Annotated in this window: 30 protein-coding genes and 1 other RNA gene; 8 read left to right on the top strand and 23 right to left on the bottom strand. The window is 65.9% G+C overall.

Annotation, left to right across the window (positions count from 1 at the left end; all coding sequences use genetic code 11):
• The 4 genes from VHC04_RS01960 to mutM all read right to left on the bottom strand — a co-directional run bounded on the left by VHC04_RS01960 (nt 1) and on the right by mutM (nt 4,340).
• Entirely contained in the window at nt 1-960 is a 960-nt protein-coding gene (locus VHC04_RS01960; RefSeq protein ID WP_325677385.1) for an LLM class flavin-dependent oxidoreductase, read from the bottom strand.
• 166 nt (nt 961-1,126) lie between these two features.
• Nucleotides 1,127-2,203, bottom strand: coding sequence for an EAL domain-containing protein (locus tag VHC04_RS01965; RefSeq protein ID WP_325677387.1), 1,077 nt, complete (start codon nt 2,201-2,203; stop codon nt 1,127-1,129).
• A 485-nt stretch (nt 2,204-2,688) separates the two neighbouring features.
• Nucleotides 2,689-3,465 (bottom strand): enoyl-CoA hydratase, encoded by a 777-nt coding sequence (locus VHC04_RS01970; protein WP_325677389.1) that lies wholly within the window; start codon nt 3,463-3,465, stop codon nt 2,689-2,691.
• Nucleotides 3,466-3,500: 35 nt separating this feature from the next.
• Complete coding sequence (gene mutM / locus VHC04_RS01975) at nt 3,501-4,340, bottom strand: bifunctional DNA-formamidopyrimidine glycosylase/DNA-(apurinic or apyrimidinic site) lyase (RefSeq protein WP_325677391.1); 840 nt, start codon at nt 4,338-4,340, stop codon at nt 3,501-3,503.
• Nucleotides 4,341-4,441: 101 nt separating this feature from the next.
• On the opposite strand from mutM, the gene VHC04_RS01980 reads away from it, so the two are divergent.
• Genes VHC04_RS01980 through VHC04_RS01990 form a run of 3 tightly spaced genes read left to right on the top strand, consistent with a single transcriptional unit; the run spans nt 4,442 to nt 6,966 of the window.
• Complete coding sequence (locus VHC04_RS01980; protein ID WP_325677393.1) at nt 4,442-5,191, top strand: class I SAM-dependent methyltransferase; 750 nt, start codon at nt 4,442-4,444, stop codon at nt 5,189-5,191.
• 22 nt (nt 5,192-5,213) lie between these two features.
• Complete coding sequence (gene coaBC, locus VHC04_RS01985; protein ID WP_325677395.1) at nt 5,214-6,419, top strand: bifunctional phosphopantothenoylcysteine decarboxylase/phosphopantothenate--cysteine ligase CoaBC; 1,206 nt, start codon at nt 5,214-5,216, stop codon at nt 6,417-6,419.
• Between the two features lie 13 nt (nt 6,420-6,432).
• Nucleotides 6,433-6,966 carry a GNAT family N-acetyltransferase gene (locus VHC04_RS01990; protein WP_325677397.1) on the top strand — a complete coding sequence of 178 codons (534 nt, stop codon included), beginning with the start codon at nt 6,433-6,435 and terminating at the stop codon, nt 6,964-6,966.
• A 98-nt stretch (nt 6,967-7,064) separates the two neighbouring features.
• Here VHC04_RS01990 and VHC04_RS01995 read toward each other — a convergent pair whose 3' ends face one another.
• The 9 genes from VHC04_RS01995 to VHC04_RS02035 form a co-directional block, all read right to left on the bottom strand.
• Entirely contained in the window at nt 7,065-7,493 is a 429-nt protein-coding gene (locus VHC04_RS01995) for a helix-turn-helix domain-containing protein (protein ID WP_325677399.1), read from the bottom strand.
• Nucleotides 7,490-7,771 (bottom strand): Smr/MutS family protein, encoded by a 282-nt coding sequence (locus VHC04_RS02000; protein WP_325677401.1) that lies wholly within the window; start codon nt 7,769-7,771, stop codon nt 7,490-7,492. The genes VHC04_RS01995 and VHC04_RS02000 overlap by 4 nt, the downstream gene beginning before the upstream one ends.
• A gap of 432 nt (nt 7,772-8,203) precedes the next feature.
• On the bottom strand, nt 8,204-8,572 hold the full coding sequence (locus VHC04_RS02005) for a DUF971 domain-containing protein (protein WP_325677402.1): 369 nt from the start codon (nt 8,570-8,572) through the stop codon (nt 8,204-8,206).
• Nucleotides 8,572-8,799, bottom strand: a complete 228-nt coding sequence (locus tag VHC04_RS02010; protein ID WP_325677404.1) for a Trm112 family protein — start codon at nt 8,797-8,799, stop codon at nt 8,572-8,574. Before VHC04_RS02010 ends, VHC04_RS02005 begins: the two co-directional genes overlap by 1 nt.
• 4 nt (nt 8,800-8,803) lie before the next feature.
• On the bottom strand, nt 8,804-9,472 hold the full coding sequence (locus VHC04_RS02015) for an LON peptidase substrate-binding domain-containing protein (RefSeq protein ID WP_325677406.1): 669 nt from the start codon (nt 9,470-9,472) through the stop codon (nt 8,804-8,806).
• On the bottom strand, nt 9,473-10,405 hold the full coding sequence (locus VHC04_RS02020; protein WP_325677408.1) for a co-chaperone YbbN: 933 nt from the start codon (nt 10,403-10,405) through the stop codon (nt 9,473-9,475).
• A 173-nt stretch (nt 10,406-10,578) separates the two neighbouring features.
• Nucleotides 10,579-11,511 (bottom strand): ribose-phosphate pyrophosphokinase, encoded by a 933-nt coding sequence (locus tag VHC04_RS02025; RefSeq protein ID WP_325677410.1) that lies wholly within the window; start codon nt 11,509-11,511, stop codon nt 10,579-10,581.
• Between the two features lie 219 nt (nt 11,512-11,730).
• Nucleotides 11,731-12,057 carry a hypothetical protein gene (locus tag VHC04_RS02030; protein ID WP_325677412.1) on the bottom strand — a complete coding sequence of 109 codons (327 nt, stop codon included), beginning with the start codon at nt 12,055-12,057 and terminating at the stop codon, nt 11,731-11,733.
• An 86-nt stretch (nt 12,058-12,143) separates the two neighbouring features.
• Nucleotides 12,144-14,225: an AAA family ATPase gene (locus VHC04_RS02035; RefSeq protein ID WP_325677414.1), complete on the bottom strand. Its 2,082-nt coding sequence runs from the start codon at nt 14,223-14,225 to the stop codon at nt 12,144-12,146.
• 217 nt (nt 14,226-14,442) lie between these two features.
• Between VHC04_RS02035 and ssrA the strand changes: the two genes are divergently transcribed.
• Nucleotides 14,443-14,756, top strand: a transfer-messenger RNA (tmRNA) gene (gene ssrA / locus VHC04_RS02040).
• A 6-nt stretch (nt 14,757-14,762) separates the two neighbouring features.
• Here the strand turns inward: ssrA and VHC04_RS02045 are convergent.
• The 6 genes from VHC04_RS02045 to VHC04_RS02070 form a co-directional block, all read right to left on the bottom strand.
• Entirely contained in the window at nt 14,763-15,434 is a 672-nt protein-coding gene (locus tag VHC04_RS02045; protein WP_325677415.1) for an ArsR/SmtB family transcription factor, read from the bottom strand.
• An 82-nt stretch (nt 15,435-15,516) separates the two neighbouring features.
• Nucleotides 15,517-15,825 (bottom strand): TauD/TfdA dioxygenase family protein, encoded by a 309-nt coding sequence (locus tag VHC04_RS02050; RefSeq protein WP_325677469.1) that lies wholly within the window; start codon nt 15,823-15,825, stop codon nt 15,517-15,519.
• Nucleotides 15,822-15,944 (bottom strand): hypothetical protein, encoded by a 123-nt coding sequence (locus VHC04_RS02055; protein ID WP_325677417.1) that lies wholly within the window; start codon nt 15,942-15,944, stop codon nt 15,822-15,824. The genes VHC04_RS02050 and VHC04_RS02055 overlap by 4 nt, the downstream gene beginning before the upstream one ends.
• A 1-nt stretch (nt 15,945) precedes the next feature.
• Nucleotides 15,946-16,266 (bottom strand): TauD/TfdA family dioxygenase, encoded by a 321-nt coding sequence (locus VHC04_RS02060; RefSeq protein WP_325677419.1) that lies wholly within the window; start codon nt 16,264-16,266, stop codon nt 15,946-15,948.
• Between the two features lie 26 nt (nt 16,267-16,292).
• Nucleotides 16,293-17,189 carry a TauD/TfdA dioxygenase family protein gene (locus tag VHC04_RS02065; RefSeq protein ID WP_325677421.1) on the bottom strand — a complete coding sequence of 299 codons (897 nt, stop codon included), beginning with the start codon at nt 17,187-17,189 and terminating at the stop codon, nt 16,293-16,295.
• Between the two features lie 19 nt (nt 17,190-17,208).
• Nucleotides 17,209-18,111 carry a TauD/TfdA dioxygenase family protein gene (locus VHC04_RS02070; RefSeq protein WP_325677423.1) on the bottom strand — a complete coding sequence of 301 codons (903 nt, stop codon included), beginning with the start codon at nt 18,109-18,111 and terminating at the stop codon, nt 17,209-17,211.
• A gap of 145 nt (nt 18,112-18,256) precedes the next feature.
• On the opposite strand from VHC04_RS02070, the gene VHC04_RS02075 reads away from it, so the two are divergent.
• Nucleotides 18,257-19,276, top strand: coding sequence for an ABC transporter substrate-binding protein (locus tag VHC04_RS02075; protein ID WP_325677425.1), 1,020 nt, complete (start codon nt 18,257-18,259; stop codon nt 19,274-19,276).
• A gap of 82 nt (nt 19,277-19,358) precedes the next feature.
• Here the strand turns inward: VHC04_RS02075 and otsA are convergent, their stop codons facing one another.
• On the bottom strand, nt 19,359-20,723 hold the full coding sequence (otsA, locus tag VHC04_RS02080; RefSeq protein ID WP_325677427.1) for an alpha,alpha-trehalose-phosphate synthase (UDP-forming): 1,365 nt from the start codon (nt 20,721-20,723) through the stop codon (nt 19,359-19,361).
• Between the two features lie 207 nt (nt 20,724-20,930).
• Complete coding sequence (locus tag VHC04_RS02085) at nt 20,931-21,476, bottom strand: CHAP domain-containing protein (RefSeq protein WP_408903764.1); 546 nt, start codon at nt 21,474-21,476, stop codon at nt 20,931-20,933.
• Nucleotides 21,477-22,046: 570 nt separating this feature from the next.
• Between VHC04_RS02085 and kdsA the strand changes: the two genes are divergently transcribed.
• Together kdsA and VHC04_RS02095 are read left to right on the top strand one after the other, a co-directional pair.
• Entirely contained in the window at nt 22,047-22,907 is an 861-nt protein-coding gene (gene kdsA, locus VHC04_RS02090) for a 3-deoxy-8-phosphooctulonate synthase (protein ID WP_325677429.1), read from the top strand.
• Nucleotides 22,904-23,317 carry an MmcQ/YjbR family DNA-binding protein gene (locus VHC04_RS02095; RefSeq protein WP_325677431.1) on the top strand — a complete coding sequence of 138 codons (414 nt, stop codon included), beginning with the start codon at nt 22,904-22,906 and terminating at the stop codon, nt 23,315-23,317. The genes kdsA and VHC04_RS02095 overlap by 4 nt, the downstream gene beginning before the upstream one ends.
• Before the next feature lie 33 nt (nt 23,318-23,350).
• Here the strand turns inward: VHC04_RS02095 and VHC04_RS02100 are convergent, their stop codons facing one another.
• Nucleotides 23,351-24,115, bottom strand: a complete 765-nt coding sequence (locus VHC04_RS02100; RefSeq protein WP_325677432.1) for an enoyl-CoA hydratase — start codon at nt 24,113-24,115, stop codon at nt 23,351-23,353.
• 106 nt (nt 24,116-24,221) lie between these two features.
• On the opposite strand from VHC04_RS02100, the gene gpt reads away from it, so the two are divergent.
• Nucleotides 24,222-24,698: a xanthine phosphoribosyltransferase gene (gene gpt, locus VHC04_RS02105; protein ID WP_325677433.1), complete on the top strand. Its 477-nt coding sequence runs from the start codon at nt 24,222-24,224 to the stop codon at nt 24,696-24,698.
• Between the two features lies 1 nt (nt 24,699).
• Here gpt and VHC04_RS02110 read toward each other — a convergent pair whose 3' ends face one another.
• Entirely contained in the window at nt 24,700-26,124 is a 1,425-nt protein-coding gene (locus tag VHC04_RS02110; protein WP_325677434.1) for a mannose-1-phosphate guanylyltransferase/mannose-6-phosphate isomerase, read from the bottom strand.
• Between the last annotated feature and the right edge of the window lie 43 nt (nt 26,125-26,167).

Below are 26,167 nucleotides of genomic sequence, written 5' to 3' on the forward strand. Positions count from 1 at the left end.
TTACGCCGCGGATGCGCGTTGCCGCGGCCAACGCAGCGCCACTTGGGGCAGGACATCCTCGATCAACCGTTTCGTCTGCGCCAGCATATCGGCATCGCCCCGCGCGGCCGGACGTAGAATGAACTTGGATGCTCCCGCGTCCACATAATCCTGAATGCGCTGCAGGATCGTTCTGGCATCGCCCATCGCGAAGGCATGGCTGGGGTCGCGGCCGGTCCGAGCCTTGTAGTGTGCCATGACCTGGGCCACGCCGGGGTCATTGCTGCTGCCGAAACGATAGGCAAAAGCGGCGCCATAATGATCCGGCTCGATCTCTCGACCGGTTTCCAGAAGGGCCGCATGAATCCCCTGGATCACGTGCGCCACCGCATCCGGTGACTCGGCGCCGCCCTGCCAGCCGGTGCCGATACGGGCGGTGCGCCTGATCGCGGCGTCAGACGATCCCCCGATCCACATCGGCAAATCGGGTTGCACGGGTAGCGGCGCGATCGTCGCGTCGGTCAGTTGGAAATGCCGGCCCTGAAAGGTCACCGCCTCCCCGGCCCAAAGACGGCCGATGATATCCAGCGCTTCGTCGGTCCGGCGGCCACGGGTGGCGCTGTCCAGATGCATCGCTTCCCATTCCGCACCGCGCGGGCTGCCAATGCCGAAGCCGGGCAGCAGGCGGCCATTCGAAAGCACATCGATTGTGGCGCATTGCTTGGCCAGAAGCACCGGTTCGCGCATCGCGACGGACACCACGTTGACGCCGAACTTGATGCGCTTCGTCCGTCCGGCCACGGCTGCAAGCATGGCCATGCACTCCAATACCGGCGTGCGGCTGACCAGGCGATCGGTCTGCCAGATGGAATCGATGCCGCCCTGCTCACACAAATCGACCCAACGCCAGAACCCGTCCGTCGTATCAAACGGGTAGTCCATGATGCCGATCCCGACGGCGATCGTGCGCTTCATATCCATTGTCCTTTCCCGACCCGTTCGCGGCGTGCGGTATGGAAGCGCGACACGGCTCCTGGCTGGATGCTGCGAGTCATTGATGGAACGCGATTGGACGCAACGCGTTGTCTCACGACCGCATGTCGGGATGGTTATCCGAATCCGGTCTCAGGACAAGGCAACGGGTAGGTCAGCCGTTGCTGTCGCTCCAACTGCGGACCCACACGGGTACCGCATTGCGCGGCAGCGGCCGGGCGGCCAGGAAACCTTGGATGAATTGGACGCCAATGGCCTTCATGCGGCTGTAGATCGCCTCCGTCTCCACACCTTCAGCGATGACGGTCAGGCCATGCTTCTTCGCCAACCGCACGGCAAGGCTCAGGTATCTGAGCACATCGGGAGACGAATCTGACTGCTGGACCAGGACCTTGTCGAGTTTCAGGCTGCTGAAGGGCAGGTCCAGCAACGGCTCCAGGTGCGGAACGGCCGGCCCGACATCATCGATGGCCACGCCGTAGCCCAGGCTGCGCAGATGCGTGACCGATTCCCGCAGCTTGCCGATATCGCGGACCGGCTGGCTCTCGGTCAGTTCGACGATGACACGGTTTGCCGGTACGCCATGCGCGGCCCGCTGCCGCTCCAGCACGATCAGGGCGGACGATGACAGCAGCACGTCCAGCGTGAAGTTGATGGACACGTGCATTCCGGTGGATGCCAAGGCGGGATCCTCCAGGTCGGCGAACACCCGTTCTGACACCAGTTCGGTGAAGCGCGCGGCCAGACCGGCAGCTTCGATCTGCGGCACGAAATGATCCGGTGCCACCGTCCCGAGGCTGGGATGCGTGAGGCGGGCGAGCGCCTCCAACGCCACCGGGCGGCCGTCGCGGACGCGGACGATAGGCTGATACCGGACCTCGATCGCACCGGCGTCCAGGGCGGCCCGCAGCGCGCTGTCATCGACACCGCTCAGCGGTCGCGCGCGCGGCGATGTGCTCATGACGGCCTCCTGAACGGCGCCAGGTTCCGCTACCGGTATGACCCTGACGGGTCGCGTGCCGCTGCCGCCGGTCCCCAGCATCAGCATATCGGTATCAGGATGGGCGATTTCGTCGGTCAGGTCGGCGAGCGTGTCTGCCAGGCCATCGGCATCACGTTGGTTCACCAGGACATGCGTGTAGTGTGTGCCGCCGCGTGCGAGCAAAGCCACAGCCTCATTTGCGGCGCAGGTGACGACGCCCGCATTGCAGGCATGCATGGCCGTCTTCACGGCGCTGGACCAGGTCCTGCTGCGGTTGACCAGCAGCAGGTTCAGGGCTGGTCCATCCGCATGACCGCCCGACCCCGCCTTAGCGACTGCCCTGGACAGGGCAGGGGGGGCGGTACGACGTCGCAGCCCGTGAATAGTTGCAGACATGCGTCATAACGTAGACATGTCTCTCGTTATGTGCGAGTTGAATCATATTGATTGATAACGAATTCCCGCTTTTGTCACGATGATTCACGATGGGGTCAACGACCGGGCTCATGGCAGCGGCGGTGCCACGACCGGCCTGCCACCCATTGGCGATGCGTGTAAGACGGACCGCGGTGCAGAAAAAGGATGTCGGGAAAAGGATTTCGATCGACAACAGGGCAGGCGGACGTGCCGCGTGTCGCCACCCGCCAGCCGTGTCACCGCAAACGTCGCTCCGCACCTCCGGATGCACCCACCACCAAGGCAGGTGTACCCGGCGATTCGACCAGCCGACGGATTCAGGTGGAGAACTGTGGCTTGCGCTTCTCGACGAAGGCCGCCATGCCTTCTTTCTGATCCGGCGTGCCGAACAGAGAGAGGAACGTCGCGCGCTCATAGCGCACACCTTCGGCCAGTGTGGTCTCGAATGCGCGGTTCACGGCCGCCTTGGCGAACTGGACGGCGACCGGCGACAATTCGGCAATGCGTGTCGCGATCTTCATGACCTCTGGCAACATCTGGTCGGCGGGAAAAACGCGTGACACCAGGTTCGCCCGCTCCGCCTCGGCGGCATCCATCATACGAGCGGTCAGCACCATGTCCATCGCCTTGGACTTGCCGACTGACCGGGTCAGGCGCTGGGTACCTCCGGCGCCGGGAATGACGCCCAGGTTAATCTCGGGCTGACCGAACTTCGCGGTATCGGCGGCGAAGATCATGTCGCACATCATCGCCAGCTCACAGCCGCCACCCAGCGCAAACCCGGCAACCGCGGCGATCACCGGCTTTTTGATCGTCAACACCGTCTCCCAGGCCGCGCCGATGAAATCCTCCATCATCGCGTCGGGGTTGGTGCGATCCCGCATTTCCTTAATGTCCGCTCCCGCGGCGAAGGCACGCTCACTGCCGGTGATCACGATGCAGCCGATTGCCTTGTCGGCGTCGAATGCACGCAACTGCGTGCCCAACTCCCGCACCAGCGCGTCGCACAGGGCATTCAGGGCGGCTGGACGGTTGAGCCGGATCAGGCCGACGCGGCCTTGCGTTTCCACCAGAATGTTTTCGTACGTGGCCATGCGTGTGGTCCTTTCGGATGTCCCGAGGTGAATAGCTACCGCTGAGTACGGGGGCAATAGAAGGTGCTGCGACCCGATTGAACAATACGCCGCACTCCCTTGCAGGCCGGCTTCCCGGGGCAGACCGGACAAGGGTCGCCCTCGCGCCCGTAAACGCGCCAGGCATGTTGAAAATATCCCAACGCGCCGTCCGGCTGAACATAGTCGCGCAGGGATGACCCGCCGGCGGCGATGGCATCGCGCAAAGTCTCCTTGATCGCCGGCACCAGTCTGGCCACCCGGCCGCCAACGACCGTGTTGGCCAACCGGCGCGGCGAAATCCCGGCGCGGAACAGCGCCTCGCAGACATAGATGTTACCGAGACCGGCGACGATCGTCTGGTCCAGCAACGCCGCCTTGATCGGCGTCTTCTTGCCGGCCAGAGCCCGGTCCAGCACGGCGGCCGAGAACCCGTCCTCCAGCGGTTCCGGCCCCAGCGCCGCCAGCAGCCGATGCGAATCCTCATGCGCGGTTTCCACCAGGTCCACCGACCCGAACCGGCGCGGATCGACAAAGCCGATCCGCCAGCCGTCATCGGTTTCCAGCTCCAGATGCTCATGCTGCGCGACGCCGTTGGTGCCGGCGGCGCCGATCACCATCCGCCCCGACATGCCCAGGTGCAGCAGCACCGACCATCCATCCGCCAGCCGCATCAGGATGTATTTGCCGCGCCGGCGGAAGCCGGTGACCCGAGCGTTGGTCAGCCGTTCCGCCAGCCCCGGCGGCAGCGGCCAGCGCAGATCGGGTCGCCGCGCCACGGCGCGCACCAATATATGGCCCTCCAAGCGGCGCTGCAGACCCCGCATCACCGTTTCAACTTCGGGAAGTTCCGGCACCGGTCGCACGCTCCTGCTCAGCACGCATGCCCGGCCTCCGGCGGGAGGCGGGGATGCCGGCCGGTTTCGGCCAGCCGGGAAACGCTCTATAGAGGCCGGCCATGAGCGACAATCCCGAGACCACCGTCGATTTCGGCTTCCGGTCGGTACGGAGGGCCGAAAAGGCCGGGCTGGTTCGCGCTGTCTTCGACAGCGTTGCGCCGAACTACGACCGCATGAACGACTTGATGTCGCTGGGCGTCCATCGCGTGTGGAAGCAGGTTTTCGTCAGCGACCTGCGTCCCAGCGCCGGAGACACGCTGCTGGACCTCGCCGGCGGCACGGGCGACATCACCTTCGGCTGGCTGCGGCGTGGTGGCGGCCCGGTGATTCTGTCGGACATCAACCTGTCCATGTTGTCGGTCGGCCGCGAACGGGCCATCGAGAGGGGCTTCATCGGCGATCTGTCACTGCTGGTCGCCAACGCGGAGCAGCTACCATTGCCGGACCGCTGCGTGGATCGCGTGTCCATCGCCTTCGGGCTGCGCAACTGCACCGACAAATCCGCGGTCCTGCGAGAGGCTCGGCGCGTGCTGCGGCCCGGCGGCCGATTCCTCTGTCTGGAGTTCTCCCGCGTGACCGTCGCTGCCCTGGCACCTGTCTACGATGCCTGGTCGTTCCGCGTGCTGCCGCAATTGGGATGGATCGTGGCGAAGGACGCCGATAGCTATCAATATCTGGCGGAAAGTATCCGTACCTTCCCCGATCAGCAGACGCTCGCAGGCATGATGCGTGATGCCGGGTTGGGGCGGGTAACGGTGCGCAACCTCTCGGGCGGCATCGCGGCAATCCATGCCGGGTGGCGGTTGTGACGCCCGACTTTAGGGATATCGCATGACTCTGTCCGGCAAGAAGGTCCTGCTGATCATTTCGGGCGGTATTGCTACCTATAAGGCACTGGAATTGATCCGCCTGCTGCGGAAGCAGGGGGCCGGCGTGACCTGTGTGCTGACGGACAATGGTGCGCAGTTCGTGACACCCCTGTCGCTGCAGGCGTTGTCCGAATCGAAGGTCTATGCGGATCTATTCTCGCTGACCGACGAATCCGAGATGGGGCATATCCAGCTCTCCCGCGCCGCCGACCTACTGGTGGTGGCGCCCGCGACGGCCAATTTGCTGGCGAAAATGGCCTGTGGCCTTGCCGACGACCTGGCTTCCACCGTGCTTCTGGCGACCGACAAACCAGTCCTCGTGGCACCGGCGATGAATGTGCGCATGTGGTTGCACGCGGCGACCCAGGCCAACGTCGCCACGCTGCGGCAACGTGGCGTCACGGTGGTTGGACCTGATGATGGCGCCATGGCTTGTAACGAGTTCGGCCCCGGCCGGCTCGCCGAACCGCCGGCGATCGTGGCGGCGGTCGAGGCAATGCTGGCACCGCGATCACTGCCGCTTGCAGGCAAGCATGCGATCGTCACCAGCGGCCCGACGCATGAGCCGATCGACCCGGTGCGCTACATCGCCAACCGCTCTTCCGGCCGGCAGGGTCACGCCATTGCCGCCGCTCTTGCCGCGCTGGGTGCACGGGTCACGCTGGTCAGCGGTCCGGTCACCGTGCCGGATCCGGCCGGGGTCACGGCCCGTCACGTGGAGAGCGCGGCAGAGATGCTGGATGCCTGCCAGTCCGCGTTGCCGGCGGATATCGCCGTGTTTGCCGCCGCCGTCGCCGACTGGCGGGTGGATCGGGCCGCGACCGGCAAGATCAAGAAGCAGCCCGGTGCCGCCCCGCCAGCGCTGACCCTGGTGCCGAATCCGGATATCCTGGCGACCATCGCCGCTGCCGGGCCGCTCCGGCCACGCCTCGTGGTAGGTTTTGCCGCCGAGACGGACGACTTGCTGGCGAACGCCCAGTCGAAGCTGCGACGGAAGAACGCGGATTGGATCGTCGCCAACGACGTTTCACCTGGGACCGGAATCATGGGCGGCGCCGACAACGCGGTACACATCATTTCCGCCGCCGGGATCGAGGACTGGCCCGTTCTGCCGAAGGAACAGGTGGCGCGCCGCCTTGCGGAGCGGATCGCCGCCGCGCTGGCATGATGGGCTCGTCCGGATGACCCTAAGCTCCCGCTGGACAATACGGCCACTGACGCCTGCGGATGAGCCGGGGTTGCATCAACTCCGCCTGCAAGCGCTGAGCCTGCATCCGGAAGCCTTCGGCACCAGCGTCGAGGAAGAACGTGCCGAAGGCAGTTCGCGCATGATCGGTGCTTATCCGTCGTTGACCCTGGGTGCTTTTGCGGATGATGCCCTGGTGGGCATGGGCGGCCTGCTGGTTCCGGCACGGGTGAAGCAGCGGCATCGGGGCAATCTGTTCAGCCTCTTCGTTGCGCCCGCATGGCGAGGCCAAGGTGTCGGGCACGCCTTGCTGCACGGCCTGGTGGATCACGCGCGGCGTGTCGGCCTGCGTTACGTCACATTGTCCGTGACTGTCGGCAATCTGCAGGCGCGGGCCCTGTATCGGGCGGCGGGCTTTCTGTCGGTCGGTATGGAACCCGATGGGTTTCTGGTGAATGGCGTCACCCATGATGAGGAGCGGATGGCGCTGCGACTGATCCGAACGGAAACCGTCTCGTCGCAGGAATAGGCTGGTGGTCGGACGCGGCCGTCGCGGTTTCGGGGCACCCGTCGAGCGGCCCTTTGGGACGTGCGGCCGGCAGTCCGCAGCGGCGCCGCTATCTGGCATCACCCCCCGCGGGAACGATGCGGCCGTGCGGTGAGAGACGGGGCGGGGCGGCGCAGGCGTGGCTTCGGCTGGTCCGCCGCGGTGTCCAGCACCGCGTGCAGCGCCGCGACGGTTTCCGGCGGCAGGCGTTGGATCATCTGCGCCAGGCGGTTCGCCAGCGCCGTCTGTTCCGGTGTCAGCCCGGCCGTGTTGACCGTGATGCGTGGGTTGGACAGCCGCGCCAGGCGTGCCAGCTCGTCGGCTTCATCCCAGATCAGGCCGAAGAACTCGTTCACCTGGTGCACCAGCCCGGCGCTGGGGGAGCCTCGTTTGCCGTGTTCGAGCGCCGACAGATAGGCAGCGGAGACCTGCAGCGCCTCGGCCAATTCGGTCAGCGTCACGCCACGGCTGGCTCGAAGCGCACGCAGGCGGGCGCCGAATGGCGTCATCGCGCGCGCCGCAGCAGCAGCCGCACGCTACCCGGATTCTGTGCGTGCGGATGCGCCGCGCCCAGGATCAGGTGGCGGATCTCCGGCTGGTTGAGCCAGTGAGGGAATTCGCGGCGGATGGTGCCGCTGGACTCGCCGCTGCCACGACCGGTGATCACCTCGACGCATCGCAGCTTCTGGGCGTGGGCGCCGCGAAGGAAACTGGTGAGAGCCTGATGGGCCCGCTGTACCGTCATGCCGTGCAGGTCCAGCGTCCGTTCTGTATGCAGCTTTCCCACCCGTAGTCGCTGCCATGTCGCGCGGTCCAGCCCGGCGGGCTGACCGCCGATTTCAACCGCGCCGGCCGCAGCGCGGAGGGAAGGTGCCGGTTTGGGGGCAGGGGCCGGCCGCCCGGGCCCGTTCATATCAGGTGATGCGGCCGCCGGTGATCCTGTTGGGGGCAGAGCCGGCGCTGGCCGTCCTGGCAGTGGCGCGACCTGGCGCGCATAGGCGGTCCAGAGGGCGAGGTCCGTCTGGGTCAGGCCGCGGTGACGGGGCGACATCGCGAGGACAAGCCGTCTAGGGTCGCCGAGTGCTGACGCTTGCGCGACGTCCGGATAGTGAGGTTTGCCCGCCCGCGCGTGCGCGTCAAACGGCCGTACTGAAGGTTGCCGCACGGGACGTTGCCACACTGGGCGTTGCCACACTGGGCGTTGCCACGCTGGACGTTGCTACGGGTCACGGGACAACCCGCGCGAAGCCAGCGCGTCCAGATAGGCGGCCCAGAGCTGGTCCTTGTTGCGGCCTAGCTCCGCCAGATAGTCCCAGGAATAGATGCCGGAATCATGCAGGTCGTCGAACAGCAACCGCACGGCGTAGTGGCCGACCGGCTCGATGCCGATGATGGCCACGTGCCGACGGCCGGCCACGACCTGCTTCTGACCCGGATTGTGCCCTTGGACCTCGGCGCTGGGGCTTTCGACGCGCAGCAATTCCGCCGGTAGGGCATAGGCGGTGCCATCGTCGAACGCGACGTGCAGAGTCTTCTCCGCCCGATCCAGCCGGATCTCGGTCGCCGACCGCGTCGCTCCTCCTGGCATCATTCCTCCAGACGGCGCGCTTCGTCGGGCAGCATGATCGGAATGCCGTCGCGCACGGGGTAGGCCAGGCCGGCGTTGCGGCTGATCAGCTCGTTCGCCGCGCGGTCGTACTCCAACGGACCCTTGGTGAGCGGGCATACCAGAATCTCCAGCAACCGCGGATCGACCGGCGGATGCGGAGTCGTGGCGAGGGTTTCAGCGGATGGGGTTTGCGGATCGGCTGGCATCGGATCAGCTCACGGAATGGCCGGACGGTGGATCGGGCGGTCCGGCGGCGCCCATCTGCAATAGCGCCAGCAAGGTGGCGCCGCGATCTGCCGGGGTAGGGGCTTCCAGCAGCGCCTGCTTTTCCACCGGTTCGAACGGGCAGGCCATGGCCAGCGTCACCACCAGCGCCTCAGTCGGCATTCGCCGGATTGCGTCCCAATTGGCATCGACCTGCCGGCGCTGGAAGTAGCAGCGGAGCGCCTCGGTCAGTTTCTCACGGTCAAAGGCGGCTGGCTTCGAGAGCTCATCCAAATCCGCCAGATAGCGGGAAAAATCCCCGCGCACCCGCCGGTAGCCGTGCACCATGTCCAACTCGCTGTCGATTGCGAAGCGGATCAGGCCGGTGAGGGTGATCAGCAGCCGGCCGTCATCCGTTTCGCTGAAGGAGGAGACGCGGCCGAGGCAGCCGACGCGGTACAATGCCGGCCCGTTCGGCACCGGTGGTTGCGCGGGGTCGGGCTGGACCATCGCGAACATCCGGCCCGCACCCAGGGAATCAAGCGTCATCGCCAGATAACGCGGCTCGAAGATGTTCAGGGGCAGCCGACCGCCGGGCAGCAGCAACGCGCCTTCCAGCGGGAAGATGGGAAACTCGGTCGGCAGATCCTGGGGCCGCGGGCGAAACGCTGCCATTCAACTGAAAAGCAGCGCGGACAGTCGGCGACGGGCGGTGGCGACGGTTGGTTCCTCCGATCCCCACGCCTCGAAGAATTTCAACAGCTGCAGGCGGGCAGCATCCTCGTTCCAGCCACGGTTGCGCTTCATGATCTCCAGCAGTGCGTCCGCGGCGGCCTCGCGCTCTCCCGATGCGTTCAGAGCGGTGGCGAGATCATAGCGTGCCTGTAGATCATTCGGGTCCGCGGCCAGCCGAGCCTTCAGGGTGTCGAGCTGGGATTTCGCCGCGCGCCCCTCGCGCAGCAGCGCCAGCGCGCTGCGGGCACCAGCGATTTCCGCGTGGTCCGCCAGTTTTTCAGGGACCTGACCGAGCGCTGTGTCTGCCTGCTCCTCCTGCCCCAGGGCGATCAGCGCCCGAACCAGGCCGCCCCAGGCATCGCCGTTCTCCGGCTCATCATGCAGAAGCGCGCTGAACAGCTCTCCGGCCTGCTGCGCGTCACCCGCGTCCAGCGCTGCCTTGGCTTCTGCCAGCAGATCGGCACCCGGCATCGTGCCACCGGCGAGCTTCAGCAGTGCTTCAGTGAACCGCTTCACCTCGGATTCCGGCTGTGCGCCCTGGAACAGATCGGCGATCTGCCCCTGCCAAAAGGCCACGACCGTGGGGACCGATTGCAACGGCACGCCGAGCTGCGCGAGTTGGCGGACCAGGCCCTGGTTCTGGTCGATATCGATCTTCACCAGCTTCACACGGCCCTGGGCGCCTCGCACGACCTTTTCCAGCGTCGGCGTCAGGGTCTTGCAGGGGCCGCACCAGGTGGCCCAGAAGTCGACCAGGACCGGGAGCGTGCGGGACGCCTCCACGACTTCCTGCATGAAGGTCTTCTGGTCGCCGTCGACGATCATCGCGGCGGCGCCGGGTTCGGCAGGGGTCTGCCCGATAATGGTATCCATCACGTCGTGTTCCTTGTCGTCCTCAGCGAACGATGGCGCTGGCCTTGCTGTCTAGATGTAGGCGTTCGCAACGCAAACAAGCGCAGCGGCCACGCCGTCCGCGTCTCGGTCGGAAAAATGCCGCCGAACCGGCGCTTCGTCCAGGGTGGACGGCGATGGCGAGGCGACGGCCGTCAGTCGAACAGCGAACTGACGGAGCTTTCGTCGCTGATGCGGCGCATCGCCTCGGCCAGGAGGGGCGCTATGGTGATCTGGCGAATGTTCTGACAGCGATCGACGTCCGCCGTCGCCATGATGGAATCGGTGATCGTCATCGTCTGGATGGGTGAGGAGGCGATGCGCGCCACCGCCGCCCCGGACAGCACGCCATGCGTGACATAGGCGCTGGCGGACCTTGCGCCGCGCATCATCAGGGCGTCCGCGGCATTGCAATGGGTGCCGCCGGAGTCGACCAGGTCGTCAACCAGGATGCAGTCGCGGTCATCGACATCGCCGATGACGTTCATCACCTCCGACACACCGGCGCGTTCGCGGCGCTTGTCGATGATCGCAAGGTCGCAATTGAGTCGTGTGGCGATGGTACGGGCCCTGACGACGCCACCGACATCGGGGGAGACGATCATCACGTCACGGCCGCCGAAACGGTCCTGGATGTCACGGCTGAACAGCGGCGCCGCGTACAGGTTGTCCACCGGAATGTCGAAGAATCCCTGGATCTGGCCGGCGTGCAGATCCATCGTCAGTACCCGGTTCGCCCCCGCCTCGGTGATCAGGTTGGCCACCAGCTTGGCGCTGATGGGAGAGCGGGAAGCGGTTTTCCGATCCTGCCGCGCGTAGCCGAAATAAGGGATCACCGCGGTGATGCGCCGCGCCGAAGACCGCCGCAGCGCGTCCAGCGTGATCAGCAGTTCCATCAGGTTATCGTTGGCGGGGTAGGAGGTCGACTGGATGACGAAAACATCCTCCCCGCGCACATTCTCCTGGATTTCGACAAACACTTCCATGTCGGCGAAGCGGCGGATCGAGGCCTTGGTGAGCGGCAGGTCAAGGATGGAGGCGACCGATTCGGCCAAGGGGCGGTTGCTATTGCAGGCAACGATCTTCATGGGCTCGCCGCGAGGTAGAGGGCCGGCCGGTCACATCGCCGGGAATGGCCGGTCTTCTAGCAACCACATTGTCATGTGTCCACGCGAGGCGCCGATGCGCCTTATGCATGGGTGGCCACGGTATCTCGCCCCGGCAGAACGCCGATCGGAGTCAGGGGTGCCGGTGGTGCCCGCTGGTCCATCTGCTTGTGTTGCCTGCCCGTGTCTACCCGCCCGTGTCTACCCGCCTGTGTCTACCCGCATGCGTCTGCCCGCTTGTCTCTGTCCGGCGACGTCATCACGGGCAGGCTGCACGGGGCTCGCACCCTCGGCTGCCGTCGTCTCCGTCTGTGCCTTTGCCTGCTGACGCCGGACCCATTGTTCCGCGGTCGGAAAGCGGATCATGTCCGGCACCTGCGCGGTGATGGTCACGTCCTTCCATTTCGGATGGAACCCGGGCGTGCGCAGCCGGTCCAGGCGGCCGTGGAGATAATTGGTCAACCGCGCGACTCGATAGTAACGGTTGGAACCAAGTGCCCAGTTATACGCGGCGAGCACGGTCGGCACGGCGGCGAGCGGACTGGCGGGCTGAGGCTGGTTCTGAGTGGGATGTCCGGCGCGAGGTCCGGCCGCCGTTCATCGCGGGCTGCTGGTCATCGTGAGGGTGCCGGGTTTGTCAGTTGTCGCAGCAGCCGGCGGGCTTCGGGATCGCCCAGGGTGGCGGCGCTGCGGTACCAGTTGGCGGCAAGACTGGGGTCGGGCTGCGGCCCTGTGCGGCCGGCCCGCGCGAGAAAATGCGGGTCGTAGGTTCTGCCGACCATCGTGGCGGCCCGCCCGCTGCCCAGGCTGGCGGCACGCTGATACAGCAGGCGGGCGGCGACGATATCGCCGATCGACATCAGGGAATCACCACGGCCAAGCAACGATTTGATTTCCTGAGGTTCTCCCTGCACCGTCGAAACGGTCCTGTTCGCCTCGGAAGGCCTGGCTGGCTCCGGCGCCGCGATCTCCGCATTGGCTGGCGTGTGCGCGGCCGGCGGGACAAGGGGCTTCACGAGCGGCACGGATGCCGCCGGTGATGGCGCCACTACGGCCGGCGCCAAGGGTGTCGCGGTTTCGGCGGCCGGATGGGATGGCTGCTTTATCGCCGTGCCGGCTGGCTGTGTGGCGGTCGGCGCTGTGGTGGTTGGCGATGCGGTGACCAGCGGCACCGCGGGCGGTGCTGGTTCCGCTGCGGGCGTCGCTGCCGCAGGTGCCGGCGCCGCAGTGTCGGCTGGAGAGGTCGAGGCCGCTGCCGTCCCGGCCTGCCGCGAACTGTCCGATGCCGCGGTCGTCGTTTGGGGGGGCGGGACGGTGGGCTGGTCCTTCGGCGTTGAGGGGGATATCGCGGTCCCGGTGCTTTCCCGCGACGGAACCGCCAGCTGGGCCGGTTCGGCGAGGCCGGCTGGTGCCGGAGACGGCGTCTGGGGCAGGGGTGTCGTGGGCGGGAACAACGGTGTTGCCGTCGCGGGTGTGGGTGCGGGTGGCGCGAACGCGCCGGCGTTCGCCGCCAGTTCAGCAATCGGATCGGTCGGTGGGTTTGACGTCGGTCCCGTGGATACCGGTGCCGACCGGGAGGAGATGTATTGCGTTGCCTGACCTAGTACCCGCATCCACGACGCCGGTAGCCACTCATCTACGCGTAACGGCTGCCAGGGCGTTGGCATGTAGACGTGCTTGAACCCCTCGAAGGCGCCATACAGCACCACCACCGTGACGGCGAGCAGTGCCATGCGCCACAGTTTGCGTCGCGGCGGCACCGTCTTCGGCGGTGTCCCGGCTTCTATCCGCGCGATCGGAGGGGAATGGTCTGCCCCGGGATCCTTGGGCTCGGCGTGCGCCGGTTCCACTATCCGGGCTCTCAGCGGGGTACCGAGGACCATGGCTTCGATTGCGGCACCCGGTGGCCGGGACGGGGGCGATGCCGGCGCCGAGCCGGATGCGGGTTCGCGCGGCGTAGCCGTTTCCTCCATGGCTGCCGGTAAAATGGCTGCCGGTAAAACTTCCGGTGGCAGGCGCGAAGCGGCCGCCGGTGGCGGAGCCGGGTCGGCCTGCCGGGTGGTCCCGGTGGGTGGCGCCTCTTGTGTGTCCCGCGCGGCGGACGGCGGTCCGGCTGCGGGATCGGCGTCGGCAGAGATACGGTCCGGCAGCACCCATCGCGCCGCGATCAGATCCCGCAGCGGCGTGGCCACGTCCCAGAACGAGGGTAGGCCAAAAAAGACGATCTGTGGCGCGGCGCTGGCGGCAAGCGTGGACAGCAGGCGGAGGTAATTGACCGCCTCCGGCTGTAGTCCTTCCGCACCATCAATGGTCAGCACCACCGGCCGGCTGGTACCGGCCTGATCCGTCAGCACCTCATACAGCCGTTCAATGTCGTCGGCGTCGAACGCAGCTTCCTGCTTTCCCAACAGCTGTGCGGCGACGGTCGTCAGCCGCAGTGGTTCCGAGCCATTGCGGCGCACCCACAGCACGCGCATCGCCTGTTCGGTCAGGCCGATATGCAGCGCTGTAGCCGCCGCGGTGTTCGCTGCCACCTCCGGTCCGGTTACAGCCAGGAACGCACCGCCTTCCAGAACCGCCTGCTGGACCGCCTCGATGATCGGGCCATGCGCTGATGCCAGGCAGCCGTCGTCGCTGCCAGCCGTCGCGGATTGCAATCGCATGTCGCTAGGGGCGGAGGACGCGGCATCGGCCATGGTAAAAAATGCTAGCGGAAGCCGAGGGGCGCAGCAATCTTGCAAATTCTATCTGGCTAACAGGGACAATCCACGATTTGCAGACGCACCCGGCGAAGACCCGACGCTGACCGTGTCGAAATGAGCGGCCCAGCTCGCGACGCCGAGGACGTCTGCCTGCACGTGGGGGGCTGCATTCTGGCCGACGGGACCACGGCGGGACCACGGAACCACGGCGGGACTTGATCGCCGGCCGAAGACGCCCTAGATGAGCACCGTCTGCTTGCAGACTATGGCGATAAACGGTGCGTGGCATAAGCGTTGTGGACCCGGGGGCAGTGCCCGGCGCCTCCACCAGTTTTCCGGTCTTGTCGGACCGGCCGACGGGGGCGAAACAGGATCGACACGCGTGGTAAAGACGAACCTTTTGCCCGGCATGATACCGCCGTTATCGGGTCACTCTACAAGTGCCAATGACAATGAGGCGCTCGCCGTCGCTGCGTAAGCGATAGGCGCGGTTCGGGGGGCACCGGGCAACAGAAGCCCCCCACTTCCTCCTCACCATAATCCGGTAATGCCGAACACCTCGGTGAAGCCGCGCTTACCGCTATCGGTGATCGCTACCGCGCGGGTGTCGCGTCGCCGCTCCAGCCAGTTCAGTGCCAGGCAGCGATCGGCGATGGCCGCTCCCAGCCGGCCGGCAATATGTGGGCGCCGCTCGCTCCAGTCCAGGCAGGGACGGCAGAAGACACGGCGGCCGGCGGCAGGATGCGCGCCAAATCCGGCCAGGAACGCGTTGCCTGAGGATGTGACCTCTCCACCATCGCTAGACAGGATCAGGTGGCCGGCACCGATCAGCGAATCCGTCAGCGCCACGCCCAATCGTCCGGCAAGGTGATCGTAGCAGGTGCGGGCGGTGCGCAGCGCCTCGCCACCGCGCCAGGGACGTTGTGGTGGCGCGACGGCGCTGGCCACAGCCAGGACATTTTCCAGCATCTGTCCAATCAGCGGACTGGACAGGCGGAAATAGCGGTGGCGGCCTTGGCGTTCGACGGTGAGCAGGTTGGCGTCGGTCAGTTTCGCCAAATGTCCGCTGGTCGTTTGCGGGGACACATGCGCGGCGAACGCCAGTTCCTTCGCGGTCAGTGCCCGGCCGTCCATCAGTGCCGTCATGATGTTGGCGCGAGCAGGATCGCCGACGAGCGCGGCTATGCGGCTGACATCGTTCATGCGCCGATTATAGCGCTCGGCGGCGTCAAGGTGACAAACAATGGTTCGGCGGCGGCCGAACCGTCACTGCTCAAGGTTCATCTCAGGCGGTCGGTTGCTCAACCGTGAGACTGTCGCCGGCGACCGTGGCGCGGCGCATGTCGCGGACCAGGGACTCATCGAAACGGCGGACGCGATGCATCGTGACGCGGTTGTCCCACATCACCAGATCGTATTGCCGCCACCGATGCGCATAGCAAAAGCGCGGCTGGGTGGCGTGCTTTGTCAGATCACGGACGAAGGCGCGGGCCTCGGGTATCGGCCAGCCGCCGATCGTGCCGATATGCGATGACGGAAAGAGCGATTTGCGACCGGTGACGGGATGAGTTCGCACCAGGCGTTGGCGGATCAGGTGAAGGTCTTCCTCTCCTCCTCGGTCAGCTCCGTAAAGCCCAGCGTGCCGCGCGAGTAGATCAGGGAATGCTCACACACCAGGCCCCCGATCCGCGCCTTCGTTTCGTCGTCAAGCATATCATAGGCGGCGCCGGTCGTCGCGGGCCAGCGGCTTGTGATCGACGCCCGGGTTGGAGACGTCGGCAATGTCGGCGGATAGTCGCTGCTGTTCCGGATGCGTGACGTTGCCGCCGGCGGTGGCTTCCAGCGGCCCGAAATTGAGGCTGAACGCCTTTTGCTGATCGACCGGTGAGTTCTGATCATGACAGACCACCACTGCGTATCGATCCATGCCCGCTTCCAGGGCCGCCACCTGCTCCCGCGTCAAGGGCCGGGTAATGTCGAGGCCGGAGACCTCCCCGGCGAAGCCTGGTGCCAGAGGCGCGATGCCGACGGTCATGGGCCTGGGCTTTCCTGCTGCTTCATCTATTCCGCAGCCATCGCCGGCACCTGCTCCGCCGTCAAGCCGGTGCCCCTGATGGTGGTGCGGCGCAGGTCCCGCACTTCTTCCAGGTCCCGGTAACGCCGGGCGCGGTGCATGGTGGTGCGATTGTCCCACATGACCAGGTCATTCACGCGCCATTCGTGGGCGTGAGTGAACTGCCGCTGGGTGGCATGCTCCGTCAGGTCACGGATGAAGGCGCGGGCCTCCGGCATCGGCCAGCCGACGATGGTACCAATATGGGCCGACAGGTACAGCGATTTCCGCCCGGTAACCGGGTGGGTGCGCACCAGACTGTGGCGGACCGGGCGGACCTTGTCCTCATTGCCGGGCCCATATTCCGCGAACCCCAGCTCGGCGCGGGAAAAGGCGATGGAGTGTTCGGTGATCAGATCCCCGACCTGCGCCTTGGTCGCCTCGTCCAACGCGTCATAGGCGGCGCGCATATCGGCGAATTCCGTATTGCCGCCCCTGGAGGGCACGACCCGTGCCGACAACAGGGAATAGATGGCGCCGGTTGCCCTGAAGGACGCATCGGCGTGCCACAGACGGTTGCCCAATGCGTACATCCGGCGGTTGTCATCCCGAGCGCGCAGGTTGCCATTGGCGTCGAGGTTGGAAACGTCCGCCATCTCGAAGGATTTCAGCCGCTGCGCCGTCGCGGCCGACATCTGCGCGATCAGCGCCTGTTCCAGTTCGCCGAAATTGCGGCTGAACGCCTGCTGCGTCTCGTCCGTCAGAGGTTGATCGCGAAAGACGAGCACGGCGTATTGGTCCATGCCGGCCTCGATCGCGGCAACCTCATCGGCCGATAGCGGCCTGCTGATGTCGATCTCGCTGGCCTCGGCGACGAAGCCGTCATGCAGCGGCGTCAGTTTCATGGTTGTCTCCTCCTGTCGTTCAGGCCGCCTGTGCCTGTGGCGCGGTCATGGCGTCCCCGCGCACGGTGGAACGGCGCATGTCGCGCACGTCATGCAGATCGTCATAGCGGCGGGCGCGGTGCATCGTGGTGCGGTTGTCCCACATGACGAGGTCCCATTCCCGCCAGGCATGGGCGTGGATGAAAGCCGGCTGCGTCGCGTGTTCCGTCAGATCGCGGATGAAGGCGCGCGCCTCCGGCATCGGCCAGCCGACGATGCCGCCGATATGCGCGGACAGATAGAGTGACTTTCGGCCGGTGACGGGATGCGTCCGAACCAGGCGGTGGCGGACCGGCCGCAGCTTGTCCTGGTTCTCGGCGCCATAAGCCTCGCGCGGGAAACCGATCGTTTCGCGGGAATAGGCATTGGAATGTTCCGTAATCAGATCCTCGATTTCGGACTTCGTTGCCTCATCAAGCGTTTCGTAGGCTGCGCGCATATCGGCAAACTCCGTGTTGCCGCCTTTGGCCGGGACAACACGAGCCGACAGCAGGGAATACTTCGCCGGAATGGCGCGAAAGGAAGCGTCCGAGTGCCACAGCCGGTTGCCCAGCGCGCTCAGGCGCACCCGGTCATCAGCGGCACGCAGGCGGCTGTTGCGGTCGAGGTTGGAGATGTCGGCCATCTCCAGCTTCAGGCGCCGATCCTCTGGCCTGCTCATCTCCCCGCCCGAGGAAATCTCCAGCTCGCCAAAGCGGCGGCTGAAGGCCAGCTGCGTGTCGTCGTCGAAGTGCTGATCGTGAAAGACCAGCACGGCGAAACGGTCCATCCCGGCGTCGATGGCGGCAACGTCGGCGTCGGAGAGCGGCGCGGCCAGGTCGATGCCGGTGACCTCTCCGACGAAGTCACCGGCGCTGTTGCGGGTGAGCGGACGGATGTTCATGGACGCGATCCCTGGTCGATTTTACCCGATCATAGGGCACGGATCGCCGGTATTGCCAATCCCGGGCGGCTGCCGTCGGGGTTTGGGACTTGCCCCGATCCGGCGACGGCGGAATGATCCGGCCAACCATATACGAGGATTCGTCATGCGTTGGCTCAAGAACACGGCTTGGTGCCTGATCTGTCTTGCGGCGGTCGGCCTCGCCGCGATCTCCGGCTCCGCGCGAGCCGAGGTGACCGAGGTTCGCTTCGCCCAGCAGTTCAGCATGGGCTATCTGCAGTTCAACGTCATGAAGCATCGGAACCTGCTGGCCAAACACGCCCAGCAACTCGGCCTGGGCGAACTGAAGACGGTCTTCGTCACCTTCAACGGTCCGGACATGATGAACGATGCGCTGCTGTCAGGCTCGATCGATATTGCCTCGGGCGGCATGCCGGGACTGCTGACGATCTGGGCGAAGACCCGCGGATCGGCGCAGGAGGTGCGTGGCGTATCAGCCATGTCGCAGCAGCCGCTCTGGCTGAATTCCCGCAATCCGGCGGTGCACTCGATCAAGGATTTCACCGATGCCGATCGGATCGCGCTGCCGGCGGTGAAGGTCTCCGCCCAGGCGGTGCTGCTGGAGATGGCGGCGGTCCGCGAATGGGGCGACGCAGCTTATGGCAAGCTGGACCACCTGACCTTCTCCCTGTCGCCGCCGGATGCGACGGCCGGCCTTGTCGCCGGGTCGGGAGACTTCAACGCGGCCTTCACCGTGCCGCCGTACCAGAACATCCAGTTGCGCAATCCGGCGGTCCATACGGTGCTTAGCTCCGCCGATATCGTTGGTCCATCCTCGGGTGGCATGGCCTGGACGACCAAGCGGTTCCATGACGCCAATCCGAAGGTCTATCGCGCTATTCTGGATTCGATGGAGGAAGCATCGGAGTTCATCGCTGCCCACCCGAAGGAGACCGCGGCGTTCTACACTGCCGACTCAAACGGCAAGGTCGATCAGGCGCTGATGGAACAACTGCTGTCGGATCCCGCGTTTCGGTACATCCTGACCCCGCATGGGACGATGAAGTGGGCGTCCTTCATGTATAAGGTCGGGCGGATCAAGGCGGCGCCGGCATCCTGGAAGGATCTGTTCTGGCCGGAACTGCACGATCGCGACGGCGATTGAGCCCGTCGCTGCCATTCCGGCGGGCTGTGGCCCCCTTGGCCGTGGTCCCCCGGGCCGTGGCGTGCTTCCCCTGCATGGCGCATCAGCCGGCGCGCAAATCGGCTTCGAAACGATCGCGCCACCGCTCCAGGCTGTTGGCGCGCATCACCTGGATCATCGCCTGGTGCCGCTCCCGCCGCTCCTCCACCGGCATCGACAAGGCTCGGTCCATCGCCCTCGCCATGCCGGCCTCGTCATATGGGTTGACCAGCAGGGCGGCGTCCAGCTCCCGTGCGGCGCCGGCGAATTCGGACAGGATCAGGACGCCCGGCTCGTCGGGATCCTGGGCGGCGACATATTCCTTCGCCACGAGGTTCATCCCGTCGCGCAACGGCGTCACCAGGCAGGTCTGTGCCTCCGCATACAAGGGCATGAGCACGTTGCGCGCGAAGCTGCGGTTCAGATATCGCAGCGGCACCCAGTCCACCTCGGCAAAGCGGCCGTTGATCCGCCCGGCCTCGCCCTCCAGCTCCAAGCGGATGCGCTGATAGGTCTCGATGTCGGACCGGGAGGGCGGCGCGATCTGCATGAATGTCACTAGACCGTGCTGTGCCGGGTACTCCGCCAGAAAGCGCTCGAACGCATTGAAGCGCTGGCGCAGGCCCTTGGAGTAGTCCAGCCGGTCGACGCTCAGGATCAGGCGCTCCATCAGGAAGGCGCGCATCCGTGTGGCCTGGCGGCGATTGATCGGCGTTTCCGCCTGGGCACGAACCTCGTCCACATGCACGCCGATCGGGTAGACGCCGGTGCGGACGGTGCGGCCGAACACATGTACGGCGCCCCGGTCCAGCACATCGGCACCCGCCTGCCGCAGCAGGTAGTCGACGAAGGCGGTTCGGTCGACCTCGGTCTGGAAGCCGATCAGGTCGTAGCCGCACATCGAACGGATGAGTTCGGAATGCGAGGGGATGGTCATGAACACGCCGGGGGCGGGAAAGGGCGTGTGGATGAACAGACCGACACGGTTATGTATGCCCAATTCGCGCAGCGAGTCGGCAAAACACAGCAGGTGGTAGTCATGCGCCCAGATCACGTCGTCAGGCTCGACCATCGTCGCCAACGCCCGCGCGAACAGGTCGTTCACCCGGCGATAGCCCTCGAACTCGGTCCATTCAAAGCGCCCGAGACCGATCTGGTAGTGCAGCACCGGCCACAGCGTGCCATTGGCGAAGCCACGATAGAAGTCGTCATAGTCGCGGCGGGACAAGTCCACCGTAAACAGGGTGATGGGGCCGACCTTCCGCTCCGGCTGGGGGACGCTGGCGTCGGTGACCTCCCCGCTCCAGCCGAACCACAGGCCGCCTTTCTGCCGCAGCGCGTCCAGCACGCCGGCCGCCAGGCCTCCGGCGGTCGCCTCGCCCTCCTGGATCGGGGCGACGCGGTTGGAAACGACAACGAGACGCGACATCAGGACATGGCTCCGGCGGCGGCATCGGCGTGACCGCGCGGTCCCGCTTATATCCCCGTTGCCCGCGGGTGCCACCCGCGAGGGCCGTATTCAAACGCCACCCGACAACGTAAAAGACCGGAACCAAAGGCTCCGGTCTGCGTTAGGTCCGCATGGGTCCCTTCAAAAAGGGCCGGATCGAGCGGATTGCGTGACCGATGGAGGCGATCAACGTTTGCGGGTGGTGTGAACGCGGAGGTCCAGGGTGCGATGCTTCGTCGGAGTGCGAGGCGCTTGCGCCACTTCCTCATAGGCGCGGCGGTCGGAGACAGGCCGCAGGTCGGCCGGCGCCGGGTTCAGCACCGGAATTGGCGTCGGCGTCGCGGCGGACGCGGTCATCACGCCGTTGTCCGGTCGATTATAGATGAAGCCATAGGTTGGATAGACCGATCCGAAATCGCCGCCGCGGCCCAGCTCGACGCGCACAGCCGACCAGTCGTTGGCTTCCGAGACATCTACCACGGCCACGCCGCGGGATACGCCGCCATGGCCGCCGCCCGGCCAGTTCGCATGGTCGATCAGCACTTCACGCGAATTGACCACCTGTTGCACGACTGCCACATGACCGAGGCGCATACGGCCATTGGCGCGGAAGGTGAGAACGCTGCCGGCTTCCGGGTGATTGCCGCGGGCGTATTCACCGGCCGCGTTGTACCACCATTCCCACGCATTCCCGGCGACTTCGATGCCGGAGACGGCCCGAGCGTATGGCACGCATGACATGCCACCGCCACGAGAGGCGTAAACATGGCGCCCGCGCCCGACCGCGACGCCGTGCCGGCCGGAGACCGAGCGACTGCGTGCTTTCGAAGACGTTACGGAGTGTGTCGACCGCGCACTAGTAACTGTGGCATGTGTACCACCATGACGATGAATTGAGGACGCCTGGGCATCATTCTGTAAAGAAAACATGGAGAGCAGAAGGGCCGATCCGATAAGACAGGCCTTGGTTTCTGTTCGCCATAGTCGCATGGATTCGCTCCGGGCAGTGGTACGCACGTGCTGCCGGTAGAGCAGGGTTGCGGGGGTGGCAACCCGTTGCGGTTCTCAATTGGCCAATTGCCATCGAGTTTGCACAATTCGGGCTGTGGATAATGCTGTAAATTAGGTCTATATTCTCATTTTGATGGATAATACGTCTTTATACAAGAGTTCGCTCTGGGTACTGCAACCATACAGCGAATCGGTACATGACCGTTCGATGTCCGCCGTTTCACGTTCTCACGCCTTTGTGCCCGCCATCACCCGACGGTAAGGTCCGGGGGCCGGAGCAAGGGAGTCCTCATGACTACGACCGCGCCAGAACCCGCCCCGCCGCCCGATGCCCTGTCCGTCCGCGTCGGTGGGATCGAGATCGGCAATCATCTGCCGTTCGTCCTTATCGCGGGACCGTGCCAGATCGAATCCCTCGGCCACGCGCTGGAGGTGGCGGCAGCCCTGCGCGACATCCGCGACCGGACCGGCGTGCCGGTGATCTATAAATCCAGCTTCGACAAGGCGAACCGCACCAGCGCCACCGCCGCACGCGGCATCGGCATGGCCGCGGGCCTGGCGATCCTGGCTGAAGTGCGGGAGGCCACGGGTTTGCCCGTGCTGACTGACGTGCACGCGGCGGAGCAGTGCGCTCCGGCAGCCGAAGCGGTGGACGTGTTGCAGATCCCCGCGTTTCTGTGCCGGCAAACCGACCTGCTGATCGCAGCGGGGGAGACAGGGCGTGCCGTGAACGTAAAGAAGGGGCAGTTCCTGGCGCCCTGGGACATGACCAACGTGGCTGCCAAGGTCGCCGCCACGGGCAACCGCTCCATCCTGTTGTGCGAGCGCGGTGTGAGCTTCGGCTACAACACCCTGATCAGCGACATGCGCAGCCTGCCGATCATGGCGCGGACCGGCTATCCGGTGGTCTTCGACGCCACTCATTCGGTGCAGCAACCAGGCGGGCAGGGGACATCCTCGGGCGGACAGCGGGAATTCGCGCCGGTGCTGGCGCGCGCCGCGCTGGCGGTGGGCTGCGCGGCGGTGTTCATTGAAACCCATCCCGACCCGGATCGCGCGCCAAGCGACGGGCCCAATATGATTCCCCTGCGGGAGATGGAAGCGCTGGTGCGCCGTTTGGCCGCATTCGACCGGTTGAGCAAGGGCGTGTGAACGATCCCCTGATCCGGCTGCGAACCATATGCCTGGGCTTTCCGGAAGCCGAGGAGCGGACAACCTGGGGCGCGCCGACCTTCCGCATCCGGGACCGGATCTTCGCGATGGTTCATGATACGAATGGACGCCGTGGCGTGTGGTGCAAGGCGCCATCCGGTGTGCAGGCGATCCTGATCGAGGCGGCGCCCGGCCGGTTTTTCAGTCCGCCCTATGTCGGCCCCAAGGGGTGGATCGGCGTCTGGCTGGATGCTGAACTGGATTGGGAGGAATTGGCGGCGCTGATAGGACGCAGCTACGGCATGGTGGCGCCGAAGCGGCTGCTGGCAGCGGCGGGACCGCCAGTTTCCGATAGGCAGCCGGCGCGGCGTGGACGGCCGGCGATGCGCCGGCCGCGGGCGGTGCTGTAAGCCAGCCGCCAGGTCAGCCCGGCGGCTTCGGCGCTATTCGAAGCGGGAGAAATCCGGTTTCCGCTTCTCCACGAAGGCCTGGAACGCCTCGGCTGCCTCGGGGGAGCGCAGGCGCTGGCGGAACAACGTCAACTCCTCGGCGATGCGGCCCGGCAGGTCCGGCTTGCCGTCGCGGATCAGCGCCTTGGTCTGGCGCACCGCTTCCGGCGGCAGCGCGGCCAGGCGGGCGGCCACGGCACGCGCGTGGGGTAGCAATTCCCTGTCCTCTACCACCTGGTTGACGAAGCCCCACTCGTGCGCGGTCTGCGCGTCCAGCGGCTCGCCCAGCAGCAGCAGCGCGCTGGCCCGCTGGTGGCCGACCAGGCGCGGGAACAGCAGGGAGCTGCCGGCCTCCGGCACCAGCCCGAGGCTGGTGAACGGCATGATGAAGCGCGCGGACCGGGCGGCGATGACGATGTCGCAATGCGCCAGCATGGTGGTGCCGACGCCGATCGCCGCACCGTTGACCGCGCCGACCAACGGCTTTGCCAGGGTGGACAGCGCATCCAGGAAGGGCGAGGCATGGATCGCCTCATTCGTCTTCGCGCGGTCCTGGAAATCCTGGATGTCGTTGCCGGCGGTGAAGATGTCGCCGGCACCGGTCAGCAGGCCGGCACGGATCGAGCCGTCCTTATTGATCCGCTGGAACGCGTCGACCACGGTCTGATACATGGCCCGTGTCAGGGCGTTCTTCTTTTCCGGCCGGTTGAAGGTAATTTCCAACACCGGTCCGGCCTGTTCGACGATCACGTCCGACATGACGACTTCCTTCTGCTGGCGGGCAGCGTATGAGCCGGTGTGAACCAGGGCAACGCAGCGCGACAGCCGGCTTGCGCGGTGAGAGGCTTTGCGTCCAAAACCGCGCATGGCCGCTCATTACTATACCGTCACCTGGGATCAGCTGCACCGCGACGCGCGTGCCCTGGCCTGGCGGTTGATGGCGGATGGTCCGTTCGCGGGCATCGTCGCCGTCAGCCGCGGCGGCCTGATTCCCGCGGCGATCATCGCGCGTGAGCTGGAACTGAGGCTGGTCGAAAGCGTCTGCGTCGTGACCTATGATGAGGAGGTCAAGGGCGAGCCGAAGGTCGCCAAGTCCCCCGCGGCGGCGGGGGACGGGAGCGGCTTCCTGATCATTGACGATCTGGTGGATACCGGCACCACCGCGCGAGTGGTGCGCGGACTGCTGCCGAAGGCCCATTTTGCCTGCATCTACGCCAAGCCGAACGGCCGCGCGCTGGTGGACAGTTTCGTCACCGAAGTGTCGCAGGATACCTGGATCCTGTTTCCCTGGGACACCGAACCGCAATTCATCGAGCCTCTGGTCCGCCGCGGCGGCCACTGAGTCAGGTTCTGCCGTATGTGTCCTGCAAGCGGACGATATCGTCCTCGCCCAGATAGGCACCGGATTGCACTTCGATGATGGTCAGCGGGATGCGACCGGGGTTCTCCACCCGGTGGACGCAGCCCAGCGGCAGGTACACGCTTTCGTTCTCCCGCACGATCAGGGTTTCGTCGTCGCGTGTGACCCGAGCGGTGCCATTCACAACGACCCAATGTTCGGCGCGGTGGAAATGACTTTGCAACGAGAGCTGGCGCCCGGGGATGACGACGAGGCGCTTCACCTGGAAACGGTCGCCCTCGATCAGGACCTCGTAATATCCCCACGGGCGATAGGCGCGGTTATGCGACACCGCCTCGGGCCGTTTTGCGGCCTTCAGCCGGTCGACGATCTTCTTGACGTCCTGGGCATGGGCACGATCCATCGCCAGCACCGCATCCTTGGTCACCACGACGACCGCTTCCTTCAATCCCACCACGGCGGTCAGGACACCGTCGCTGCGGACATAGCAGTCCCGGGCGCCTTCCAGCACCACGTCGCCCTGCGCCACATTGCCGGCCTCGTCCTTGCGCCCGAGGTCCCATAGCGCGCTCCAGCTACCGACATCGGACCAGCCCAGGTCGGCCGGAACCACGGCGGCGCGCGTGGATCGTTCAGCCACCGCGTAGTCCAGGCTGATGGATGGGCAGGCGGTGAATGCCTCCACGCCCAGGCGGATGAAATCCAGATCGGCGACTTGCTCCGCCACGGCCTGGCGCACTGGCGGCAACACCGCGGGGGCGTGCGTCGCCAGTTCCTGCAGCAAGGTGCGGGCGGTGAACACGAACATGCCGGAGTTCCAGAAATGCCGGCCCCCGGCAACCAGACGCTCCGCGGTTTCGGCATCGGGCTTTTCCATGAAGCGAGCGACGGCGAAGACGCCATCCGCTTCCGGCAAGGGTGAACCGGGCTCTATGTAGCCATAGCCGGTTTCCGGGGCAGTCGGTCTCATGCCGAAAGTCACCACATAGCCGGCCCTGGCCGCCCGTGCCGCCGCGTCGAGCGCCCGGTGCAGCGCCGTCTGGTCGGCGATCGAGGCATCGGCGGCCATCATCCACAGCATTGCATCCGGATCAGCGTCCGCCACCAGCACCGCGGCGGCGGCGATGGCGGGAGCGCTGTTGCGCCCGACCGGTTCCAGCAGGATGCGGGCGCCTTCGACGCCCGCCGCCCGCAACTGCTCCGCGATCAGGAACCGATGCTCCTGGTTGCACACGACAATCGGGGGCGCGAAGGCCGGCCCAACCGCGCGCAAGACGGTTTCCTGCAGCATCGTCCGCTCCGATACCAGCGGCCAGAGTTGCTTCGGGAAACTTTCCCGCGATACCGGCCACAGGCGGGTACCGGAGCCGCCGGACAGGATTACGGGGATGATGCGGGGTTCGGTCATGCGGGTATCCAGATGGTGCGGTGTTCTTGCAAATCGGCGGGCT

It is taken from the genome of Rhodopila sp., from assembly GCF_035548095.1.
In the GTDB taxonomy this organism is placed as follows: domain Bacteria; phylum Pseudomonadota; class Alphaproteobacteria; order Acetobacterales; family Acetobacteraceae; genus Rhodopila.

What these genes read in the sequence shown, in the direction of transcription:
- VHC04_RS01960 (WP_325677385.1), bottom strand. Translation starts at nt 960, where the DNA reads ATGGATATGAAGCGCACGATCGCCGTCGGGATCGGCATCATGGACTAC.
- VHC04_RS01970 (WP_325677389.1), bottom strand. Translation starts at nt 3,465, where the DNA reads ATGGCCACGTACGAAAACATTCTGGTGGAAACGCAAGGCCGCGTCGGC.
- VHC04_RS01980 (WP_325677393.1), top strand. Translation starts at nt 4,442, where the DNA reads ATGAGCGACAATCCCGAGACCACCGTCGATTTCGGCTTCCGGTCGGTA.
- coaBC (WP_325677395.1), top strand. Translation starts at nt 5,214, where the DNA reads ATGACTCTGTCCGGCAAGAAGGTCCTGCTGATCATTTCGGGCGGTATT.
- VHC04_RS01990 (WP_325677397.1), top strand. Translation starts at nt 6,433, where the DNA reads ATGACCCTAAGCTCCCGCTGGACAATACGGCCACTGACGCCTGCGGAT.
- VHC04_RS01995 (WP_325677399.1), bottom strand. Translation starts at nt 7,493, where the DNA reads ATGACGCCATTCGGCGCCCGCCTGCGTGCGCTTCGAGCCAGCCGTGGC.
- VHC04_RS02005 (WP_325677402.1), bottom strand. Translation starts at nt 8,572, where the DNA reads ATGCCAGGAGGAGCGACGCGGTCGGCGACCGAGATCCGGCTGGATCGG.
- VHC04_RS02010 (WP_325677404.1), bottom strand. Translation starts at nt 8,799, where the DNA reads ATGCCAGCCGATCCGCAAACCCCATCCGCTGAAACCCTCGCCACGACT.
- VHC04_RS02015 (WP_325677406.1), bottom strand. Translation starts at nt 9,472, where the DNA reads ATGGCAGCGTTTCGCCCGCGGCCCCAGGATCTGCCGACCGAGTTTCCC.
- VHC04_RS02020 (WP_325677408.1), bottom strand. Translation starts at nt 10,405, where the DNA reads ATGGATACCATTATCGGGCAGACCCCTGCCGAACCCGGCGCCGCCGCG.
- VHC04_RS02025 (WP_325677410.1), bottom strand. Translation starts at nt 11,511, where the DNA reads ATGAAGATCGTTGCCTGCAATAGCAACCGCCCCTTGGCCGAATCGGTC.
- VHC04_RS02035 (WP_325677414.1), bottom strand. Translation starts at nt 14,225, where the DNA reads ATGGCCGATGCCGCGTCCTCCGCCCCTAGCGACATGCGATTGCAATCC.
- VHC04_RS02045 (WP_325677415.1), bottom strand. Translation starts at nt 15,434, where the DNA reads ATGAACGATGTCAGCCGCATAGCCGCGCTCGTCGGCGATCCTGCTCGC.
- VHC04_RS02055 (WP_325677417.1), bottom strand. Translation starts at nt 15,944, where the DNA reads ATGCTTGACGACGAAACGAAGGCGCGGATCGGGGGCCTGGTGTGTGAG.
- VHC04_RS02060 (WP_325677419.1), bottom strand. Translation starts at nt 16,266, where the DNA reads ATGACCGTCGGCATCGCGCCTCTGGCACCAGGCTTCGCCGGGGAGGTC.
- VHC04_RS02065 (WP_325677421.1), bottom strand. Translation starts at nt 17,189, where the DNA reads ATGAAACTGACGCCGCTGCATGACGGCTTCGTCGCCGAGGCCAGCGAG.
- VHC04_RS02070 (WP_325677423.1), bottom strand. Translation starts at nt 18,111, where the DNA reads ATGAACATCCGTCCGCTCACCCGCAACAGCGCCGGTGACTTCGTCGGA.
- VHC04_RS02075 (WP_325677425.1), top strand. Translation starts at nt 18,257, where the DNA reads ATGCGTTGGCTCAAGAACACGGCTTGGTGCCTGATCTGTCTTGCGGCG.
- otsA (WP_325677427.1), bottom strand. Translation starts at nt 20,723, where the DNA reads ATGTCGCGTCTCGTTGTCGTTTCCAACCGCGTCGCCCCGATCCAGGAG.
- kdsA (WP_325677429.1), top strand. Translation starts at nt 22,047, where the DNA reads ATGACTACGACCGCGCCAGAACCCGCCCCGCCGCCCGATGCCCTGTCC.
- VHC04_RS02100 (WP_325677432.1), bottom strand. Translation starts at nt 24,115, where the DNA reads ATGTCGGACGTGATCGTCGAACAGGCCGGACCGGTGTTGGAAATTACC.
- gpt (WP_325677433.1), top strand. Translation starts at nt 24,222, where the DNA reads ATGGCCGCTCATTACTATACCGTCACCTGGGATCAGCTGCACCGCGAC.
- VHC04_RS02110 (WP_325677434.1), bottom strand. Translation starts at nt 26,124, where the DNA reads ATGACCGAACCCCGCATCATCCCCGTAATCCTGTCCGGCGGCTCCGGT.